Source organism: Pseudomonas sp. MWU12-2319, from assembly GCF_023242525.1.
In the GTDB taxonomy this organism is placed as follows: domain Bacteria; phylum Pseudomonadota; class Gammaproteobacteria; order Pseudomonadales; family Pseudomonadaceae; genus Aquipseudomonas; species Aquipseudomonas gingeri_D.
Map to the genome: position 1 here is coordinate 1 of NZ_JALJES010000021.1, position 20,545 is coordinate 20,545.

Below are 20,545 nucleotides of genomic sequence, written 5' to 3' on the forward strand. Positions count from 1 at the left end.
GTGATTTTTTCAAGCTTCGTTGATGTGATTGCTGTTGGTTTTGAATGTGTGGTTTTTCCTTATTTCTGCAACAGGATTCTATCCAGCCTGGCTACCTCGATTTGAAATTCAGAATCCCAGCTACTAAAGTCTTTGGGTAAGTCAGATACTCGATGATAAGAGCCTTTTTTCCTTTGCGGCATAGCGACAAAATTTTTGGTCACGATATTTTCAATGTTCTCTTTGAAAAGCTGTTCTATCTCTTGTATTAATTTCTTGTACGTTTGGACGAATGTTTTTTCTTCGGCGCCAAAATTTACGTATTTTTGGTAGATGATAGGTCCAGTATCTATGCCTTCGTCTATCAGGTGAATAGACACACCGCTTGGAGTAGAATCATAAAAAGACCAGAAGTTAGGGTGGGCTCCACGATTCCATGGCAAATATGAGATATGCAGGTTGACGATAGGTGCTGGAGAGCTTTCTATGACGTATTTTGGAAGGATGTGCCTGTATCCGTAACTGATTACCAGGTCGTAGCCAGATGTGGTTTTTATTTTTTCTTCTGTATGCCAAACTTCACAGTTAAGCTTAATGAGTTCGTCGAGTAGTGTTGTTTGTTTTTCGGAGTACCCTAGAAATAGTATTTTTTGTTTTCGCTTTGATGCGGACTTTACAAGCTTTGGGGCTGCGGCCTCTTGCATGGGCTCTTTTTTTGTCTGTTCGTTACTCATGCTGCTAGCCTCTAGGTTGGTATGTCTTAGCTCTATGCTGGCTTCGTGGAGTTGACCAAGTTTTTTTCTGGCACTTAAGCTTCGGTGTGAAAACCTAAGTAGGAGCTGTATGCGCTATAGAGCGAGCCATAGCGCAATGCGGATAAGTGTCAAGGCTTTATTAGAAGCCCTTGTCCTGTAGGTAAGCTCGCTATTGCTATGTTCATTTTTGCTGCCCATTGATCCATACCCTCTTTCTGAGGCTGGTATCCGTAGTAAGCATAGTCATCTAGTAAAATTACTGCTCCGGATACCAATCGGTCCCACAAGAACTCAATCGCAGCAACTTCAGGAATGGTGCAGTTCAGGTCGATGTGCAAATAAGAAATTTGGGTTGAGTCGATATGAGCGAGAGTGTCGGGAATGGACCCTTGTATGACCTTTGCATTTGGCCACTCTGAAAAGTTAGCCCTCACAGATTCAATGTTTGATGTATATGTTCCGTCTTCAACTAATTTTCGGTTCTTGTCCGCGACACCACCAATTTTTTCCTGCTCGGACAGATACCTGTCATCAATGCCGGAAAATGTATCAAGTAAATAAAAAGTTCTGCCTGTATTGTTCCAGTTCAGATCTTTCATAATCGCTGAGCTTAGAAAGCCATAGTTGACTCCGCACTCAACAAAGTCACCGTTGTGTTTTGCGGCTGTCCGCGCCGCCCACAGCCCTATGTGCACACGCCAAAACCATTTGTAGTCAGAACCGACGGCTTCTACTCCGCGTGCATACGCTGTGATATAGCTCTCGTCGCTCATGAAGTCGTGGTTATGCACCGAAGACAATCCATCCGAGGCATAACGTCCTTCTACCTTTGGGTAAAGGGAGTTAGGGTCTCGTTTGTAGTTGCGATTTTCTCCACGGCCCCAAGCCAAATAGTGTTGTGCTGGGTCAAGTCCTGACATTCTGACATCGGGATGTAATTTTAGATATTGTTCGGGAGAAAAGTCTTCAGGCAAACTCATGGTATGTCCCTGCTAATGGTTTAATGATTTAGTTTTGTGCGTGTAACGAACCTGGTTACCCAACCCTCGAAACGGCAGGTGTCGTGCCTAGCGCTTTAAGGCGCTTTTCAGCGAGTAGACTGAGGGCAATGTTCAAGACCAGGGGGATGTACCAGTGACGGTTTTCCTTCATGGTTTTCTTCACTTGGCAATTGCTGCCATCAACGGCGCCGGCGCCAAATACTTCGATGAGATAGCAGCGAATAGAAGCGAAGGCCGGTAACCAAACCAATGTGTTATTGATGCTCGCACCTGTTAGGTGGGAGGGGCGGCGAAGCCGCTTGGAGGTGTTGCCGATTTCTAGCTGATTCCAACCATCCCGTCCCTTCCTCCAGATCATGCGTCCATAGATCAGCTTCCCTAAATGGATAAGGGAGACCATCCGTTGTGTATCTACGCCTCTGCGCTCGCCTTTTTCTTCGCAGAACCATTGGTCACTGCCATTCATTTCCTGCATGAAAAATACCTTTGCATTTCCCTGTGAGCATAAATGGACGACAATCAACCTTTAATGATGAGTTTCAACCTTTAAGGCTCTTCATGTCAATGGGGTGATGAACAACCATCTAGGTTGACTAGGGGGTTGCATGCCAAAAACTGATCAGAAATACCTGGCTGGTGTGGTGGGTCGAGCGATTGCTAAGCAACGCATTCGCAGTGGCTTGACGCAGGAGGAAGTGGCCGAGCGCCTTGGCGTGGGAAACGAAGCCGTTTCCCGCATTGAGCGAGGTGTGGTCGTGCCCAACATTGAGCGGTTGCTGGAGTTCGCAGGGATCTTTGGTTGCGAGGTGGCGGAACTGTTGACTGAGGCGAGTTCGCGCCCGGACGACCAAGCCAACAGGATCAGTCGGTTATTGATGCAGCTGGGTCATGATGATCGGCAGCTGATCGTGGACCTCGTTGAGCGCTTGGTAGAACGCCTAAGGAAGGCATGATCTGATCGCCCTGATTGACTTTGGGGCGTTTAGGGGGGGGAACCCTGATCGAACCTGGCACCACAGCGTAAACAGAGATAGTCGTAGTGGCTGAACTGATATTTCTGCACGTCCTGGGCAAATGCCGTCATGGCGATGTGGTCGGATGTCGCACCGGAAAATCCCTTGCCGATCAGCTCGAGCATCCGCACGAGCAGACTTTCATTTCTGGTCTCCTGGTCGATTTCCAGCCCCTGGGTATATGCCTGGCGAACAGCGAGCAGAAAGCTATCAATGGTCCCAATCAGCATGACCGCAGCGTTGGCGGCATCCTTGGAAATTACAGCCTTTGAATCGCAGATCAGGCAGCATGTGTTCATGTTGGAACTCCTGTGACAGGGTTAAACCACTGAGATAATGTGTATGGATAACGGGGGCGTGGGGCTCCCCTCATAAGGGCTCAGTGCCGGACGTGTTGATAGCGTTAGCCAACGCAGCAGGGGGGGGCGAATAGCGCTGGGAATGTGGTCAATATTTCTGGGGTCGCCACGCGCTAAGGTACGCAGCCGACCTTCGGCGGTGAGCCGCATCGTCGGTGATACCTTAGGCTTGTGGGTAATCGATGACATCGCGCGGACCGAATTTCGCTTCAAGGCGGACCATCCGAGTGATTCCATCGGGGCACCCAGGGCGTCGCCAACAGCACCACCCAGCAGATAGCCTTTGATTCTTTCAAGTCTGCTCATGTCCTTCCCCTTCACGCTGCTGGTATCAGTTCCTGCAAAATCACCAGCTTTCCTCTCAGTTGCTCGACATGACCTTTCTCTGCCCGCAAGGCTGAGCGCAGCTCTTTATTTTCCATTTCCAAAATGCGTGCCCAGCGTGCTGCCTTCTGATTTTCCAGCAGCATCTGCCAGATATCGCGTAGCTTGAGGAGCTGTATCAACAGCACCAGCAGGATCAACCCAAGCCCTGCCAGTGAGCCTGTAGAAACGATGTCCGACGTGTTCATGCCTGCATCCTTGTTGATTTCGAGAAGCCTCGAAGACAGGGGTACAATATGTAGTGTTAAGCGACAGGTCTACAATGTAGACTTATACAGGTAAAGTATTCACGCACATGGAGGGGACATGAAACGCAAGCAATCCGTTGAGCATGTACGCTGGGATCTGGCACTTCGCTATCGTTTGATTGAGACGGTGGCCTGGTGGGAAGGCCGTCTGACCACGGGACATCTGATTCAGAGCTTCGGCATCAGCCGGCAACAGGCATCGAAGGACATCAATACGTACATCAATGAGCATGCGCCCAGAAACCTTACATATGACAAACAGATTAAAGGCTATGTACCGAGCAAGATGTTCAAGCCTCTGTTCATAGACGACAGCGCCAGTGCCTACCTACACCTGCTTTCTCAGAATAATGAGAGAGCTCCACACATCGAAGGGTTGGCGTTGGCCTATGCCCACACCAAGGTGCTGGAGGTCCCAGATCGGACGATTCGTCCGGAGATTCTTCGTCCTCTGCTTAAAGCCTGTCGGGAGAGCCTGCGTCTGGAAACTGAGTATGTATCGCTGGCAAACCCTGTACCTGAGATCCGTCTGATCGCGCCCCACACGCTGATCTACACAGGGATGCGTTGGCACGTACGCGCTTACTGCGAGAGGAATCGGGAGTTCCGCGACTTTGTGCTCAGCCGTTTGCGTGGCGAACCAGAGCTATTGGGCAAGGCTGAGAATGTGATTGTTGAAGATACCGCCTGGAATTCAGAGGTAGCGGTCATCATCGAACCTGATTTGCGCCTGACGGCTGCTCAGAAAGCGATAATCGAAACCGATTTCGGCATGGTGGACGGTCAATTAGTGATCCCAAGCCGCAGGGCGCTCGTGAAGTATGTATTGCAGCGATATCAGATTGATCCAAAAAAAATGGAAACTAAGCCAGCGGCACAGCAGATTGTGGTTAAGAACCTGGATGAGTTAGAACCCTGGTTGTATGGCTAATTTAAGCCGTGACCGCGTTTAGCGCCATCCTATCTATCAATACGAATCTCAACCATCACTACGGCTCAGAATTTTTAGGGAAGCCAATATAGGTAGATAAAGGCCCTTTTGTTTATGAGTATTTGAAACGTCTGAATGAGACGACTAAACGGGCTCTTGATGCGCATTCAAGGTTTTTTGCGTTCAGAGTGCACCTTCATCTTCAAATTAATGTGCAATTACCTGCCTGCGCTTATACGAATCCAGTAATTGACCGCTTCATTGAGTCCTTTAAAGATAAGATCAGGCGCAATCGTAGGATGGCACTTCTCAGAAATCCCCAAAGCCATGGCAGCAGTATCAGGTACGTATGGGCGCGTGAAATGGGGTAACACGGTTTACCCCATTACCACTTGGTAATTTTGTTAAGCGAAGATGCGTTTACTGTTCTTGGATGTCATACAGGTCATGCTTCTTAAGGCTGCTTGCCTTCACTACACCAGCTTTCCCGCTCAGTATCTTGTAAATCAGTATTGAATGTCTGTAACAGTCGTTTGCTGCTTGCTGAGTCGGTTTGCTATCGCAGTAGCTGGCTGCATGTGCGGTAATACTGGTTAATATAATTAGTAGAGTGGTGCTTTGATGCTTTTCATGGTTGAACCTTTCGATAGATGGCCGAGCGTTGTCGGCGCGAAGGTCCTCCAATGAATAGCTAAGTCGTGCCTTGGGGCACTTCCAGCGCTAGCCGGAAGCACCGAAAGTTCAGTTGGCTAAGGTCAGACGAGTAACGTAAGTGCGAAACTGCCAATCCACACGATGAAATACGCTAGGTTCTGATTCAGCATCTTGGCGCGTTGGTACAGGTAGACCGGTACGATAAATACCCAACCCTTGAAACGACGGGTGTCGTGCCCAGCTTTTTTCAGGCGTTTTTCATCGAACAGGCTCAGCGCGACATTCAATATTACGGTGAGGTACCAGTAATGGCCTTCGCTCAGCGCTCTCTGACCACCTCCCGTGGCGCCCGCAACGAAGGCTTCCAGCAAGTAGCCGAGCAGCGGGCCGAAAGCCAGTAGCCACACCAGCGTGTTGTTGACGCTCGCGCCTGTGAGCGGGGGTGGGGAAGCCGTTTGGAGGTGCTGTAGAAACTCCGTCCTTTCGAGTTGAATCCAGTTATCCAGCCCCTTTTTCCAAATGAGGCTGCCGTAGGTCAGCTTGCCTGAGCGGATGAGGGCGATTATTTGTTGTTCATTGGCGACCTGACGCTGGCCTTTCTCTTCGTAAAACCATTGCTCACTGCTTGTTGCTTCCGGCATGGAAAGTTCCTTGGTTTTGGTATGGGCATAAATAGATGATTAACAGCCTTTTAGGTTGATTTTTAGTCTGTTGAGTTATCCGTGTCAATGGGGTGATTAACAACTATTTAGGTTGAGATTGGAAGGTGCTGTGATAGATACTGATCAGAAGTCTTTGGCTGGCGGGGTAGGTCGTGCGATTGCTAAGCAGCGCATTCGCAGTGGCTTGACGCAGAAGGTGTGGGCCGAACGTTTGGGCATCGGCAACGAAGCCGTTTCCCGCATTGAGCGAGGTGTGGTCGTGCCCAATATTGAGAGGTTGGCGGAGTTCGCAAGCATTTGCGAAGGGGCGGATCTGCTGACTGAGGCCAGTCCATGCCCAGATGATCAGGCAGCCCGGATTGGTCGGTTGCTATCGCAGCTGGATGATGAGGACCGACAGATGGTCGTGGAGTTGGTTGAATGCCTGGCTGAGCGACTGAAGAAGGGTGAGTCGTTGTAAGGGGGACTTTCTGCGCCCGCCCCTTGATCGAACCTGGCACCACTGCGTAAACAGAGACAGTCGTAGTGGCTGAACTGATATTTCTGCACGTCCTGGGCAAACGCAGTTATAGCGTTGCATCCAGCTATTGCGCCGGCGAGCGGGTTTTTCACCTTCACGTTGAGCCGCACGTTCGATGTCGCGAGCGGCTAGAGGATCTACACCGTCGCTCAACTGGCTGCATTTGACGCTGTCTTCAAGTCTGGCTTTCTTGAGACTCACTTCAGGAAACGAGCCTAAACCCATCTCCCTACGACGGCCTGCCAGTTGAAAGCGAAGCAGCCAGGATTTACGCCCGGTAGGTTTGACGACCAAGCGAAGCCCATCACCATCTTCGTAGGTGCCGGGTTCGGTCAGGTTTTCGACTTGTTTCGGATTCAGCTTACCCGTTGATTTTCCTCTGTCGTCCCTTTTACCCCCCCCACTTCATCGTCGGATGAGGTCAAATGGTGTTGAACACCATCGGGCAGGGGCCTGCCTGAACCCCCCGGAATAGCTAGGCTATCGGCAGAATTCTCGGATGGGATAGGCTTATTTCGGACAATTAAAAAGCCGGCTTGTGGCCGGCTTCTCGGGGACGGGTTTGGCTTATTTTTGGTAAGCCTCGCTCGCCTTCAAAATGTACATCCAGAGCAAATCTGGTTGTGGGACACCACGCAGTTGTCTTGCGCCGTGTCGTGGGCAATGTGGCCTGCTGGAAGCAGGACGCTGCCCAAATGTGCCGCGCAGGATACCGGCATTTACGACAGATTCCCAGCGAAAACCACACGCCAGAGCTGTCGTTTTCAGACAAGAGATGTCTTGTCCCCTATTTTGAGGGCACCGGCGGCCGTCGCTTGTTCAATGTCGACCACCAGAACACCCAACCCAGTACCCGGATGTTCTGCTCGTCGATCTGTTCCGCCGTGAACACTTCGTCCGGGTACTCGGCGCTGTTATGGCTGCGCAGCCGCAAGGCCCCCGCCGGCAGGCGATAGACATACTTCACCCGCAGCATGCCGTCGTGCTCCAGCGCGTAGATTTCGCCGTCCACCACCTGGGTCAGGCTGCGGTCGATGGCAATGGTGGAGCCGTCCTGGATCTTTTCCGCCATGCTGTTGCCGGTCATGGGCGCGCAGATGGCCTGGTCCGGCTCGACACCCATGGCCTGCAGGATGCGATAGGGCAGGCGTACCTTGCGCCCAGGGATGATCGCAACCTGGGTCAGGCTTGATCCGGGGGCCGTTGGCGTCTCCTTGTACAGCGGCACTTGCACATCGTTGCGCTCGGTTGCTGCCAGCTCGTCACGGGCCGAGTAGGGCTCCTTGCCATGGAGAGGCTGCGCTTCTTCATCCTGCGCCTCATTGCTCGAGCTGCCGGGGTGCTTGGGTCCGTCGCCGTTGCGCAGCCAGCGGCTATTGACGCACAACAGCTCGGCTATCTCGTCCAGTCGCGCCATGGGAATGCCGCGCTTGAACCAGTTGTTGACGTGCTGCGGCGTCACTTGCCGGTTGGCAGCGAAGTCCGAAGCAGATAGGTGGCACTCCCGCAGGAGGGCCCTTAAGCGATCGCCTGATGTATTCATGAACACGGAGTTTACTGGCGTGCTACACCTGTTTAAATAAACGAGGTGTTCAAAAATCGCCCTGGTCAGCACACGAGCTGATTGGGTTTGTTCAGAATTCCTACACTCAAATAGCTGAACCTGAGTCGTTGTGTTTATTCATTAAAACTCTTGTTTGTTTATTGGTAAACAGGCACAAAAAAACCCCGGCAAGCCGGGGTTTTTCAGTTCGCGCCAGGGCGCGGCGGATCAGCCCTTGTAAGCGGCGACCGACTTCATGATTTCGGCGCGGGCGGCTTCGGCATCGCCCCAGCCTTCGATCTTCACCCACTTGCCTTTTTCGAGATCCTTGTAGTTCTCGAAGAAGTGCTTGATCTGCTCCAGCAGCAGTGGTGGCAGGTCGGTGTATTCCTTCACGTCGACGTACAGCTGGGACAGTTTGTCGTGTGGGACCGCGAGGACCTTGGCGTCGCCGCCGCCGTCGTCGGTCATGTGCAGGATGCCGACCGGACGGGCACGGATGACCGAGCCTGGGGTGACCGGGTACGGGGTCACGACCAGCACGTCGAGGGGGTCGCCGTCGTCAGCCAGGGTATTGGGGATGAAACCGTAGTTGGCCGGGTAGAACATCGGGGTGGCCATGAAACGGTCAACGAACAGGCAATCGCTGTCTTTGTCGATTTCGTATTTGATCGGCGCGTGGTTGGCCGGAATCTCGATCGCGACGTAGATGTCGTTCGGCAGGTCTTTGCCAGCCGGAATCTTGCTGTAGCTCATTGGGCGATGCCCCCGTTGGTTGATCAGAAAACTTGGCCGGTTTGACCAAAAAGTGGCGGGGATTATAGGCATATTCCGGGGCCGATGCCACGGGCGGCGGGACGTGTGGAATACCACCTTGGTCGGGGGCTGCTGGGTAGTGTGAGGTCCTGAAGTCCTGTGGTGTGCCGACGACCGCTATCGCCGGCAAGCCGGCTCCTAGAGGCGGGGAGTGGCGCTCGGGCCTTGTGCTTCGGGCTGGTAGCGTGGGTCGTGGGCTTGCAGATGCTGCAGCCGCGCCAGCGGGTCCTGGCGGTAGAACGCGCGCAATTGCTCGTACACCTGCGGGTAGGCCGTGGCCAGGATATCCGGGGCACTGAAGAAATATTCGCTGGTCACCGCGAAGAATTCCGCCGGGTTTTCCGCGGCATAAGGATCAATCGCGGTATCGGCGTCGGGGTTGCGGTCCAGTTGGCGATTGAGGTCGTCGTAGGCGTGTTGCATGACCTTGGCCCATTCGCCTACGCGCATGTCGCCGTGCAACGGTGGCAGGCCGTTGGCGCTGCCGCTGAGCATATCGAGCTTGTGCGCCAGTTCGTGGATCACCAGGTTGTAGCCTTCCCAGCCGCCGCTGGCCTGTACGCCGGGCCACGCCAGGATGATCGGGCCCTGTTGCCAGGCTTCGCCGCTGTGCTCGGCATCCCATTCGTGCTCCACGCCGCTGGCGTCACGATGGCGCTGGGGGCTGAGGAAGTCGTCCGGGTAGAGGACGATTTCATGGAAGCCCTGGTACCAGTTCAAGTCCCCCAGGTGCAACAGGGGCAGTTGTGCCTGGGCCGCCAGCAGCAGGCGGCGTTCCTGGTTCAGCTCGACGCCCGGCAAGGCGCTCAGGTGCTTGTCGTCGAGGAACAGCACGCTGTGTTCTCGCAGCCAGCGATCCTCGGCATCGCTCAGGCCGTCGAGGAAGCTCAGGTGTTCGCGGACCCGTTGCCAGGTTTCATCGGCAACGGGGTGGCGGGCCAGGGTTCGCCGGCGACGCCAGGCACTCAGCGACCACACGGGATCAGTGGGTGCCGGCTTTGGACGCGGCGTTGCCGAAGCGGCTGCGGACCACGCCGATGATCATCGGCAGCAGCGACAGCAGGATGATGCCAACGACCAGCAGCGACAGGTTTTTCTTGATGAACGGTACGTTGCCGAAGAAATAACCCAGGGTGACCAGGCCGCCGACCCAGAAAATGGTGCCGAGGATGCTGAACATGAAGAAACGCGGGTAAGGCATTTTGCCAACGCCGGCGACGAACGGTGCGAAGGTCCGCAGGATCGGCAGGAAGCGCGCCAGGGTCACGGTCTTGCCGCCATGGCGATCATAGAAGTCGTGGGTCTTCTGCAGATAGTCGCGGCGGAAGATCTTCGAGTTCGGGTTGCTGAAGAGCTTCTCGCCCGCCGTTCGGCCGATGATGTAGTTGGTGCTGTCGCCGAGAATCGCCGCCAGCATCAGCAGGCCGGCCAGCAGTACCGGGTCCATGCCACCGCCCGCGGCCACCGCGCCGGCGATGAACAGCAGCGAATCGCCCGGCAGGAACGGCATCACCACCAGGCCGGTTTCGCAGAAGATCACCAGGAACAGGATGGCGTAGATCCAGAGCCCGTAGTTGTTCACCAGCATGTCGAGGTAGACATCGAGATGCAGGACTATGTCGATCGGGTTGAAATCCATGGGTGGCACCTGTGTGGACGGTCCGACTCGGCGGACCCGTGCAAGGAAAATAGATAGGCGTAGTTAACTACAAGGAATGTAGTTTTTTCGTACATTCCGTGGGAAAGCGGGATTATAAGAGTTGGGGAGATTTCTGCCTGCTGAGTTTGTAGCGGGGGATGTCGGGCGAAGATTATGCACGGGTCCGTGAGAGCGTCGGTCGACGCTCGACTGCCAGTGATGGCGATGTGGTATTCACTACCGCTATCGCTGGCAAGCCAGCTCCTACAGAGCGCGTGTGATGATCACTTTTCGTCGATCGGCAACACGTAGTTCTTGAATTCGCTGTCTTCGCGAAAACCAATGGATTCGTAGGTTTTCTGCGCCACCAGGTTGTTGCTGCTGGTGGACACGCGCAGACGAACGGCGTGGGTGTCACGGGCCATTTTCTTCGCCGTGCGCATCAGGTTGTCGGCCACCAGCTGGCGACGGGCGTCCTCGGCGACGTAGATATCGTTGAGGATCCACACGCGCTTGAGTGAGAGCGAAGAAAAGCTTGGGTACAGCTGGCAGAAACCGAGCACCTTTTTGTCGTCATCGTCGGCCAACGCCAGGTAAATCACCGACTCTTTGCGGCGCAGGCGTTTTTCCAGGAAGCTACGGGACGAATCAGGGAAGGGCAGTGCACCGTAGAATTCACGGTATTTGACGAACAGGGGCGTCAGCAGGTCCAGGTGTTCCAGGGTCGCTTGAGTAATCCGCATAGATCAGGCCTCAACTTCGTAGATATGACGGCAAACGGTTCACTCGGGCAGCCGCAGCGTCGATGCTGCCCAAAGCGCGGGAAAAGCGCAATCCGGATGACGGTCAGTCTTGGGGCGGGCCCAGTAGGAAGTTGCCGTTTGAATGGACATCCGAATCACTCTCCAGCGTTTGCACTTGAGCCTCGTCCTTGAGATTGACCCCCGATAATTGTCGGCGGCAGGCTTCTTTCATCAGGTACAGCAGTTTGTGCGCGGCCATGCCGTAACTCATGCCCTCCAGACGCACGTTGGAGATGCAGTTGCGGTAGGCGTCGGTCAGGCCGACTTTTGGATTATAGGTGAAATACAAACCCAGGCTGTCCGGCGAACTCAGACCGGGGCGTTCGCCGATCAGGATCACGGTCATTTTCGCACCGAGCAATTCGCCGATTTCGTCAGCCACCGCGACTCGTCCCTGTTCCACCAGGATCACTGGCGACGTCGACCAGCCTTCGGCCTGGATCTGCTCCTCCAGGCGGTTGAGGAAGGGCAGGGTATGCCGATGCACCGCCAGCGCCGAGAGACCGTCGGCCACGACAATGGCCAGGTCGATACCGCCGGGATGGGCCAGGGCATGCTCGCGTAGCTGTTGGGCCGACGCGCTGTTGAGCTTGCGACCCAGATCCGGGCGTTGCAGGTAGCTGTGGCGGTCGTCGGCAGCACTGTGCAGCAGCAGTGTTTCCCGCCCACGCTCGGCGAGTTGGGCGCTCAAGCCGGCGTGGTCGAACGGCAGGTGCACGGCGTCGCGGGCCTGGGCGTGGGCGAACTGGAAATCCAGTTGTGCGCGGGTGGGCAGGCTGGTGCCGGTACGTCCCAGGGCAATACGCGCCGGGGTCAGGCGACGCAGTTGCAGCCAGGGGTTGTCGTTGTCGATCTCGTTGGCCATGTCGTTCATCCAAGCTGCGCCAGTGCCTGGCGAAACGCCGGGGGCAGGCTGTTGCCAAAGTGCACCTTGCCGTCGGCCTGGGTAAAGATGCCCATCTTCGCCAGCCACTGTTCGAACTCCGGCGCGGGCTTGAGGCCCAGGGTCTGGCGGGCATACAAGGCGTCGTGGAACGAGGTGGTCTGGTAGTTGAGCATGATGTCGTCGGAGCCGGGAATACCCATGATGAAATTGATCCCGGCCACCCCCAGCAGGGTCAGCAGGGTGTCCATGTCGTCCTGGTCGGCTTCGGCGTGGTTGGTATAGCAGATGTCGCAGCCCATGGGCACGCCCAGCAGCTTGCCGCAGAAGTGGTCTTCGAGGCCGGCGCGGATGATCTGCTTGCCGTTGTAGAGGTATTCCGGGCCGATAAAACCGACCACGGTGTTGACCAGGAAGGGTTTGAAGTGTCGGGCCACGGCATAGGCGCGGGTTTCGCAGGTCTGCTGGTCGACGCCGAAGTGGGCGTTGGCCGACAGCGCGCTGCCCTGGCCGGTTTCGAAATACATCAGGTTTTGCCCGAGGGTGCCGCGATTCAGGCTCAGGCCGGCGTCGTAGCCTTCCTGCAGGACGCTCAGGCTGATGCCGAAACTGGCGTTGGCCGCTTCGGTGCCGGCAATCGACTGGAACACCAGGTCCAGGGGCACGCCACGGTTGATCGCCTCGATGGAGGTGGTGACGTGGGTCAGCACGCAGGCCTGGGTGGGGATTTCGTAGCGCTTGATGACCGCGTCGAGCATGTTCAGCAGGTCGCAGATCGAGCTCAGGCTGTCGGTGGCCGGGTTGATGCCGATCATCGCGTCGCCGTTGCCGTAGAGCAGGCCGTCGAGGACGCTGGCGGCAATGCCGGCCGGGTCGTCAGTGGGGTGGTTGGGTTGCAGGCGGGTCGACAAGCGACCGCGCAGGCCCAGGGTGCCGCGGAATTTCGTCACCACGCGGATCTTCTGGGCGACGAGTATCAGGTCCTGCACACGCATGATCTTCGACACGGCGGCGGCCATTTCCGGGGTCAGGCCCGGGGCCAGGGCGCGCAGGCTCTGTTCGTCGGCGGCGTCGCTGAGCAGCCAGTCGCGCAGGCCGCCGACGGTCAGGTGGCTGACGACGGCGAAGGCCTGTTTATCGTGGGTGTCGACGATCAGCCGGGTGACTTCATCGGATTCGTAGGGGATCAGCATTTCCTCGAGGAAATGCTTGAGGGGAATATTGGCCAGGGCCATCTGGGCCGCGACCCGTTCGCCGTCATTGAGGGCGGCGACCCCGGCCAGGAAATCACCGGAGCGGGCGGGGCTGGCCTTGGCCATGACATCCTTGAGGCTGTCGAAGCGGTAGGTCTGGGCGCCGACGGAATGGGCGAATGTGGCCATGGGGCGGTGTCCTCCTGAACTTTAACGATAACCCTTCCTTGTAGGAGCCGGCTTGCTGGCGATGGCGGCCGACCAGGCGATGCATGTCTTGCTGGCCTCATCGCCAGCAAGCCGGCTCCTACAGTTCAGCGGTGTTCATATGTACAGCGCCGGGGCGCAGGGCGCCCCGTGCTGGTGCAATCAGTTACCTGTGAGCATAGCGTCCGCCGGTGCGTCCGAGCGCTGGCTGGCGGTCAGCTGGAAGTAGATGAAGCCCACCGCCATGAAACCGAGGAAAATCAGGCCGATCAGGGTGTTGAACCAGGCCATCGCGATCAGGCACACCACCGCCAGGACCAGCGCGATACCCGGGATGATCGGGTAGCCCGGCGCGCGGAAGCTGCGCTCCAGGTTCGGCTCGGTTTTACGCAGCTTGAACAGGCTCAGCATACTGATGATGTACATCACAATGGCACCGAATACTGACATGGTGATCATCGCGGCCGTCAGACTCATGCCTTGCAGGTTGACCAGCCCGTCGCTGTAGATCGCCGCGATGCCGATCACACCGCCGGCCAGGATGGCCCGGTGCGGGGTCTGGAAGCGCGACAGCTTGGCCAGCGAGCGTGGCAGGTAACCGGCCCGGGCCAGGGCGAAGAACTGCCGTGAGTAACCGAGGATGATCCCGTGGAAGCTGGCCACCAGGCCGAACAGGCCGATCCACACCAGCATATGCATCCAGCTGGAGTTATTGCCGACCACGGCTTTCATTGCCTGGGGCAACGGGTCGTTGATGTTCGACAGCTGGCGCCAGTCGCCGACGCCGCCGGCCATCACCATCACGCCGAGGGCCAGGAACACCAGGGTCAGAATGCCGCCGACATAGGCCTTGGGAATGGTGCGCTTGGGGTCCTTGGCCTCTTCGGCGGCCATGGCCGCGCCTTCGATGGCGAGGAAGAACCAGATCGCAAAGGGGATCGCGGCGAAGATGCCGGGGATCGAGTCGATGCTGAAGTTGGTTGAGCCGGACCAGCCGTTGAGCACGAAATTGCTGAAGCTGAAGCCCGGCGCGACCACGCCCATGAACACCAGCAACTCGGCCACCGCGAGCACCGTCACCACCAGTTCGAAGGTGGCGGCGATGCTGACGCCGAGGATATTCAGGCCCATGAACACCACATAGGCGCCGACGGCGGCGAGACGTGGGTCGAGGTCCGGGTACTGAACGTTGAGGTAGGCGCCGATGGCCATGGCGATGGCCGGCGGGGCGAAGACGAACTCGATCAGGGTGGCGATCCCCGCGATCAGGCCACCGCGTTCGCCAAAGGCCCGGCGGCTATAGGCAAAAGGCCCGCCGGCATGGGGAATCGCGGTGGTCAGTTCGGTGAAGCTGAAGATGAAGCAGGTGTACATGGTCGCCACCAGCAGGGTGGTGACGAGGAAGCCCATGGTGCCGGCGGTCCCCCAGCCATAGCTCCAGCCGAAGTATTCGCCGGAGATCACCAGGCCCACGGCGATGCCCCAGAGGTGCAGGGTGCCGAGGGTGGGTTTGAGTTCGGTTTGGGTTGTCATAAGTCCTCGCTTGTCATTTTTATTGTTTGGGTGTTGGACTTGCGGGTATCGATTTTCGGTACAGCGTGCACGCAAAGCCCGTGCCAGAGCGGCCAGGCGTTATTTTCAGGGTGTCAGTGACGGCCTCTTCGCGGCGGTTCGGCGCCCCGACAAGCCCTGCTCCTACAATGTAGTGTCGTACCCGAGAGGGCGTACAACACGAAACCTGTAGGAGCCTGGCTTGCCCGCGAAGGCGGCCTCAGGGTTTAGAAGAACCCAAGTGGATTGATGTCATAGCTCACCAGCAGGTTCTTGGTCTGCTGGTAATGATCGAGCATCATTTTGTGGGTTTCGCGACCCACGCCGGACTTCTTGTAGCCGCCGAACGCCGCATGCGCCGGGTACAGGTGGTAGCAGTTGGTCCAGACGCGACCGGCCTTGATCGCCCGGCCCACGCGGTAGGCGCGGTTGATATCACGGGTCCACAGGCCCGCACCGAGACCGAACTCGGTGTCGTTGGCAATCGCCAGGGCCTCGGCTTCGTCCTTGAAGGTGGTGATGCTCACCACCGGGCCAAAGATTTCTTCCTGGAACACGCGCATCTTGTTGGTGCCCTTGAGCAGGGTCGGTTGGATGTAATAGCCGGTGGCCAGATCCCCTTCGAGCTTCTGCACCTGGCCGCCGGTCAGCAACTGCGCGCCTTCCTGCTTGGCGATTTCCAGGTAGGAGAGGATCTTGTCGAACTGCTGCTCGGAAGCCTGGGCGCCGACCATGGTGTCGGTGTCCAGCGGGTCGCCACGTTTGATCTGCTCGACTTTCTTCATCACCACTTGCATGAACTCGTCGTAGATCGACTCTTCAATCAGGGCGCGGGATGGGCAGGTACAGACTTCGCCCTGGTTGAAGAAGGCCAGGACCAGGCCTTCGGCGGCCTTTTCGATAAAGCTCGGCTCGGCTTTCATGATGTCGGCGAAGAAGATGTTCGGCGACTTGCCGCCCAGCTCCACGGTGGACGGGATGATGTTCTCGGCCGCGCATTTCATGATGTGCGAGCCGACCGGAGTCGAGCCGGTAAAGGCGATCTTGGCGATGCGCTTGCTGGTGGCCAGGGCTTCGCCGGCTTCTTTGCCGAACCCTTGCACCACGTTCAGCACGCCAGGTGGCAGCAGGTCGCCGATCAGTTCCATCAGCACGGTGATGCCCAGCGGGGTCTGCTCGGCCGGCTTGAGTACCACGCAGTTGCCGGCGGCCAGGGCCGGAGCGAGTTTCCAGGCGGCCATCAGGATCGGGAAGTTCCACGGGATGATCTGCCCGACCACACCCAGGGGTTCGTGGATGTGATAGGCCACGGTGTTGCCGTCGATTTCCGCGGCGCTGCCTTCCTGGGCCCGCAGGCAACCGGCGAAATAACGGAAATGGTCAGCGGCCAGAGGGATGTCGGCGTTGAGGGTTTCGCGCACGGCCTTGCCGTTGTCCCAGCTTTCGGTGATGGCCAGCAGTTCGAGGTTCTGTTCGATACGGTCGGCGATTTTCAGCAGGGCCAGCGAGCGCGCCTGGACCGAGGTGGCGCCCCAGGCATCGGCGGCGGCATGGGCGGCGTCGAGGGCCTTGTCGATATCCTTGGCGTTGGAACGGGGGAATTCGGCAATGGCCTTGCCATTGACCGGGGAGGTGTTGGTGAAATACTGGCCGTCGACAGGCGCGACGAATTCGCCATTGATGTAGTTGCCGTACTTGGACTTGAACGTAACGATGGCGCCGGCAGTACCAGGGTGGGCGTAACGCATGGTGTGTGTCTCCTTGGCTATTGTGCTTATAAGGGAGTACGCGCTTGAGCGCTTCATAAGCGTAGAGCAAAGGTCGGGCCAGTGCGTCGAGGTCCGGGTTCCAGAGCGCTTGCCGGGTGTCTCCGGTGACAGATGGCGGGGGTGTTGCAACAGGGATGACACAGCCAGGGTGACAGTTTGTACCGTGATTGGCACAGCCTGTGACTCGGCGGTCGCGGGGTGATTGCATTGCTCGCGGTGCTGGAGGATGCTGGGCATCCAGACGAACGTGCATCAACGGCTGAACACCCCTGTAGGAGCGAGCTTGCTCGCGATGGACGTCAACGATGACGCGGGCGCCCTGACACCCTCAGTGGTTGGACCATCATTGCGAGCAAGCTCGCTCCTACAGGGGTGGGGAGAATAATAAGAAATGCAGAACAACCATCTGAGTCGCCATGCCCAGCAGGTGCTGACCGTGACCCAGGGCAAGGCCCACCCGGGCGGTCCCGGCAGTGATCCGTCCATCGCCCGCTCCTGGCTGCGCTGCCTGGAGGACTATCACCTCGACCCCTCGCTGAGCATCGCACCCACTGTGCTTGAACACGGTCGACTGCTGGAAAGCCGCGAGCACCTGCGTCAGGTCCTGCAGATTGCCGGTAATGAAATGACCAGTCTGCACCAGCAACTCTCCGGTGCCGGCCACGCGGTGCTGCTCACCGACGCCCGCGGGGTGATCCTCAATTGCGTCACTGCCCCCGCCGAACGCAAGATATTCGAGCGCGCCGGCCTCTGGCTCGGCGCCGACTGGAGCGAGGCCTGCGAAGGCACCAACGGCATCGGCACCTGCCTGGTGGAGCGCCAGTCCCTGACCATTCATCAGGACGAACATTTCCGTGGCCGCCACACCGGCCTGACCTGTTCCGCCAGCCCGGTCTTCGATCCTCATGGCGAATTGATGGCGGTGCTTGACGTGTCCTCGGCCCGTCCGGAGGTGTCGCGCCAGAGCCAGTTCCACACCATGGCGCTGGTCAATCTTTCGGCGAAGATGATCGAGAGCTGCTATTTCCTCCGGCATTACGACAACCATTGGCTGCTGCGTTTTCATTTGCAGGCCGAGTCGGTGGGGCTGTTCAGTGAAGGATTGTTGGCGTTCGACGGCGAAGGTCGGATCAGTGCCGTCAACCAGAGTGCCCTGAACCTGCTGGGGCAGGGGCGCAGCGGTTTGTTGGGCCAGCCGGTGGAGGCGTTCTTCGATTGCTCGCTGGATGAACTGCTTGGTCGTGCCAGTGCCCAGGCCAGTGCCAGTTGGCCACTGCGTACCCGTGACGGCCGTGCCCTGTTCGCGGTGTTGCGCGGTCAGCCACGCAGCGTGCCCAAGGTGCTGGCGCCGACGCCGGCACCACTGGAGCGGCCGAAGCCGTCCAACATCTGCCTGGGCGATCCGGCCTTGCAGACGGATTTTCGTCGGGCGCTACGGGTCTTCGAGCGCGATGTGCCCTTGCTGATCAATGGCGAAACCGGTTCGGGCAAGGAGGCCTTCGCCAAGGCGGTGCACCAGGCCAGCCAGCGTGCCGAGAAAGCCTTTGTCGCCCTCAACTGCGCGGCGATTCCCGAGAGTCTGATCGAAAGTGAACTGTTCGGTTATCGCGGCGGCAGTTTTACCGGCGCGCGCAAGGAGGGCATGCGCGGCAAGCTGCAGCAGGCCGATGGTGGCACGCTGTTTCTCGATGAGATTGGCGATATGCCATTGGCCTTGCAGACCCGCTTGCTGCGGGTGCTGGAGGATCGCCAGGTGGTGCCCATCGGCGGCGAGCCGGAGGCGGTCAATGTGCGGATTATCAGCGCCACGCACCGTAACCTGATGGAGCGGGTCGGCGATGGCAGTTTCCGCGAGGATTTGTACTACCGGCTCAATGGGCTGGAAGTCGGCTTGCCGGCGTTACGTGAGCGCAGCGACAAGTCGCAATTGCTGGATTTCCTGCTGGCGGAGGAGGCCGGTGAGCAGGCCGTACTGATCGACGCTGCCGCGCGTCAGGCGCTGCTGGCGTTCGAATGGCCGGGCAATGTGCGGCAGATGCGTACGGTGTTGCGCACGCTGGCGGCGTTGTGCGAGGACGGCCGGATCGGTCTTGAGGACCTGCCGGTGCTGATCCGACAGGCGCGACCGAGCTTGGGCGCGATGGCGATTGACACGCCGTCCGGACATCTCCTCGAAGACGCCGAGCGCCTGGCTTTGCAGAGCGCTCTGGAACAGCAGCGCTGGCACATGACCCACACGGCCGAGCAACTGGGGGTCAGTCGCAACACCCTGTATCGCAAGTTGCGCAAGCATGGGATTGTGCGTTAGGACCGCGCCTCAGCGAAACAGAAAGTCAGGAAGATCGTCCCCGAAGAAATCATCGTCCTGCTCCCTGGCCATCTGGTAGGCCCTCTGTTCCTTGAGCCAGGCTTTCAAGGTTTTGGGGTCCTTGATTGCTTCGCACAGACTTTCCAGGGACTGAGTGTCGAGAAGGAGTCGATTGAACTGTATCTGATACTTGCGGTGCATGTTCTTGGGGGTGACATTGTCATACGGTTCGATACTGAACTGTTCCTTGAACGCCCATTCCATTGCACGGACTTCCAACTCCAGCTCGTTCAGTTGTTCCGTCAGTACCTGATTGTAATGCTTGAGTCGGGCACTGGGCAGTGCGTTGATATTAGCGGCGTCGATCTGCTCGATTTCCAGTTGCAATTGCAGCAACTCCAACAGATTGCGCTCGGCGTAGGCCAGGTTGACGCGCTGCATCAGCGCGGTCTTGCGTTCGCGTTCGGTCGGGTCGATTTCGCGGTCTGGGTGAAGGGCGCTGGCCAGTTTGCGATAGACTTCACGTACCGATTGGCTGGCTTCGTCAGCGGTCTTTTCCTCGCGTAGCTGTTGCGCGCTTTTCTTGCCTGGTTTTTGCTGTTGAGCGGCCTGCTCGGCCTGCCAATGCTCCTGGACTTTTTGGGCGACCGCCTCTTCGTCGCGCAAATCGACATCGTCGCCCAGTTCTATACCGAAAATTTCATGCAGCCCTTGTTTGAGAAACTCATCCTCCTCGCGGGACATCTCATCGAAGTCGCCATGGCTGTGCTTGTTGTACAGCGCCTTCAGGGCTTCGTCGTTCTCTCCATCCATCGAGGATGAAGCCAATTCGCGGATTTCGGTGCTCAGGGTCTGGCGATCGGTTTTCGACAGTTTTACCCGGGTACTGGCCTCGTCCAGAATATGCAGCAGCTCGATGTTACCTTGATGGAACTCATCGAGCAGTGGTTTGAAATCATTGTTCCAGCGCTCCAGATAGAGGGGCATGGCTGTTTCCCAAGCCTGAAGCACCTCGCGCTGGTTTTCGATTTTCTTGATCAGGGTGTTGAATTTTCGCTGTCCGGCGGACAATTTTTTCCGGGGGCCGGAACCGGGCATGATGTTGAGTGCGGAGGAAGTGTTTTTCATCATTTGAGTCCAAGCGTCAGGTCAAAACGAGACATTATTATCAATAGATTGTCACGGCAGACATATTACGAAGTTTGTGGGATGGATCTGATTTTTTCCGTGATCACTCGGGGCCCCGAGGGGATGATGTGTGCCGGTCGGCCAGCCAAAACACCACGTGCGAATTTCCGTACCCTGGGCTAACCTGCGGCCAGGTTTT

The 20,545-nt window shown here is 57.4% G+C and carries 20 protein-coding genes and 1 pseudogene; 4 read left to right on the forward strand and 17 right to left on the reverse strand.

What is annotated here, in order from left to right:
• Positions 1–59: 59 nt before the first annotated feature.
• The 3 genes from M5C01_RS27185 to M5C01_RS27195 all read right to left on the reverse strand — a co-directional run bounded on the left by M5C01_RS27185 (position 60) and on the right by M5C01_RS27195 (position 2,210).
• A complete protein-coding gene (locus tag M5C01_RS27185) occupies positions 60–713 on the reverse strand; it encodes a formyltransferase family protein (protein ID WP_152741709.1) in 654 nt (217 codons plus the stop codon).
• A gap of 149 nt (positions 714–862) precedes the next feature.
• The gene (locus tag M5C01_RS27190) at positions 863–1,714 is read right to left on the reverse strand and encodes a class I SAM-dependent methyltransferase (protein ID WP_152741710.1); all 852 of its coding nucleotides are present in this window, start codon (positions 1,712–1,714) and stop codon (positions 863–865) included.
• Positions 1,715–1,769: 55 nt separating this feature from the next.
• Positions 1,770–2,210, reverse strand: coding sequence for a DUF4339 domain-containing protein (locus tag M5C01_RS27195; RefSeq protein WP_152741711.1), 441 nt, complete (start codon positions 2,208–2,210; stop codon positions 1,770–1,772).
• A 130-nt stretch (positions 2,211–2,340) separates the two neighbouring features.
• Here M5C01_RS27195 and M5C01_RS27200 point away from each other — a divergent pair, with 130 nt between their 5' ends.
• On the forward strand, positions 2,341–2,688 hold the full coding sequence (locus M5C01_RS27200; protein WP_152741712.1) for a helix-turn-helix transcriptional regulator: 348 nt from the start codon (positions 2,341–2,343) through the stop codon (positions 2,686–2,688).
• A 29-nt stretch (positions 2,689–2,717) separates the two neighbouring features.
• On the opposite strand, the gene M5C01_RS27205 is transcribed toward M5C01_RS27200, so the two are convergent.
• Positions 2,718–3,047: a hypothetical protein gene (locus M5C01_RS27205; protein WP_152741713.1), complete on the reverse strand. Its 330-nt coding sequence runs from the start codon at positions 3,045–3,047 to the stop codon at positions 2,718–2,720.
• Between the two features lie 377 nt (positions 3,048–3,424).
• The gene (locus M5C01_RS27210) at positions 3,425–3,679 is read right to left on the reverse strand and encodes a hypothetical protein (RefSeq protein WP_152741714.1); all 255 of its coding nucleotides are present in this window, start codon (positions 3,677–3,679) and stop codon (positions 3,425–3,427) included.
• A gap of 118 nt (positions 3,680–3,797) precedes the next feature.
• Between M5C01_RS27210 and M5C01_RS27215 the strand changes: the two genes are divergently transcribed.
• Positions 3,798–4,670, forward strand: coding sequence for a WYL domain-containing protein (locus M5C01_RS27215; protein ID WP_152741715.1), 873 nt, complete (start codon positions 3,798–3,800; stop codon positions 4,668–4,670).
• Between the two features lie 755 nt (positions 4,671–5,425).
• On the opposite strand, the gene M5C01_RS27220 is transcribed toward M5C01_RS27215, so the two are convergent.
• Positions 5,426–5,965, reverse strand: coding sequence for a GYF domain-containing protein (locus tag M5C01_RS27220; RefSeq protein ID WP_152741717.1), 540 nt, complete (start codon positions 5,963–5,965; stop codon positions 5,426–5,428).
• A gap of 130 nt (positions 5,966–6,095) precedes the next feature.
• On the opposite strand from M5C01_RS27220, the gene M5C01_RS27225 reads away from it, so the two are divergent.
• Positions 6,096–6,446: a helix-turn-helix transcriptional regulator gene (locus M5C01_RS27225; RefSeq protein ID WP_178129988.1), complete on the forward strand. Its 351-nt coding sequence runs from the start codon at positions 6,096–6,098 to the stop codon at positions 6,444–6,446.
• A 144-nt stretch (positions 6,447–6,590) separates the two neighbouring features.
• On the opposite strand, the pseudogene M5C01_RS27230 reads toward M5C01_RS27225, so the two are convergent.
• From M5C01_RS27230 to M5C01_RS27275, 10 genes and pseudogenes are all read right to left on the reverse strand, one after another.
• Positions 6,591–6,866: pseudogene (locus M5C01_RS27230) on the reverse strand (Arm DNA-binding domain-containing protein); the annotation flags it as partial.
• A gap of 427 nt (positions 6,867–7,293) precedes the next feature.
• The gene (locus tag M5C01_RS27235) at positions 7,294–8,049 is read right to left on the reverse strand and encodes an XRE family transcriptional regulator (RefSeq protein ID WP_177099259.1); all 756 of its coding nucleotides are present in this window, start codon (positions 8,047–8,049) and stop codon (positions 7,294–7,296) included.
• A gap of 228 nt (positions 8,050–8,277) precedes the next feature.
• Positions 8,278–8,805 (reverse strand): inorganic diphosphatase, encoded by a 528-nt coding sequence (gene ppa, locus M5C01_RS27240; RefSeq protein WP_100941554.1) that lies wholly within the window; start codon positions 8,803–8,805, stop codon positions 8,278–8,280.
• A 198-nt stretch (positions 8,806–9,003) separates the two neighbouring features.
• Positions 9,004–9,843, reverse strand: coding sequence for a zinc-dependent peptidase (locus tag M5C01_RS27245; protein WP_178129989.1), 840 nt, complete (start codon positions 9,841–9,843; stop codon positions 9,004–9,006).
• Positions 9,844–9,847: 4 nt separating this feature from the next.
• Positions 9,848–10,504, reverse strand: coding sequence for a DedA family protein (locus M5C01_RS27250; protein ID WP_152741720.1), 657 nt, complete (start codon positions 10,502–10,504; stop codon positions 9,848–9,850).
• 284 nt (positions 10,505–10,788) lie between these two features.
• Positions 10,789–11,247 (reverse strand): GNAT family N-acetyltransferase, encoded by a 459-nt coding sequence (locus tag M5C01_RS27255; RefSeq protein ID WP_152741721.1) that lies wholly within the window; start codon positions 11,245–11,247, stop codon positions 10,789–10,791.
• 103 nt (positions 11,248–11,350) lie between these two features.
• Positions 11,351–12,181: an ethanolamine ammonia-lyase subunit EutC gene (gene eutC, locus M5C01_RS27260; RefSeq protein ID WP_152741722.1), complete on the reverse strand. Its 831-nt coding sequence runs from the start codon at positions 12,179–12,181 to the stop codon at positions 11,351–11,353.
• Entirely contained in the window at positions 12,178–13,572 is a 1,395-nt protein-coding gene (locus tag M5C01_RS27265; protein WP_152741723.1) for an ethanolamine ammonia-lyase subunit EutB, read from the reverse strand. The genes eutC and M5C01_RS27265 overlap by 4 nt, the downstream gene beginning before the upstream one ends.
• A 180-nt stretch (positions 13,573–13,752) precedes the next feature.
• Positions 13,753–15,123 carry an ethanolamine permease gene (gene eat, locus M5C01_RS27270; protein WP_152741724.1) on the reverse strand — a complete coding sequence of 457 codons (1,371 nt, stop codon included), beginning with the start codon at positions 15,121–15,123 and terminating at the stop codon, positions 13,753–13,755.
• 245 nt (positions 15,124–15,368) lie between these two features.
• Entirely contained in the window at positions 15,369–16,889 is a 1,521-nt protein-coding gene (locus tag M5C01_RS27275; protein WP_103497281.1) for an aldehyde dehydrogenase family protein, read from the reverse strand.
• 412 nt (positions 16,890–17,301) lie between these two features.
• On the opposite strand from M5C01_RS27275, the gene M5C01_RS27280 reads away from it, so the two are divergent.
• A complete protein-coding gene (locus tag M5C01_RS27280; protein ID WP_152741725.1) occupies positions 17,302–19,218 on the forward strand; it encodes a sigma-54-dependent Fis family transcriptional regulator in 1,917 nt (638 codons plus the stop codon).
• Between the two features lie 9 nt (positions 19,219–19,227).
• On the opposite strand, the gene M5C01_RS27285 is transcribed toward M5C01_RS27280, so the two are convergent.
• Positions 19,228–20,346: a molecular chaperone DnaJ gene (locus M5C01_RS27285; RefSeq protein ID WP_152741726.1), complete on the reverse strand. Its 1,119-nt coding sequence runs from the start codon at positions 20,344–20,346 to the stop codon at positions 19,228–19,230.
• Positions 20,347–20,545 lie beyond the last annotated feature (199 nt).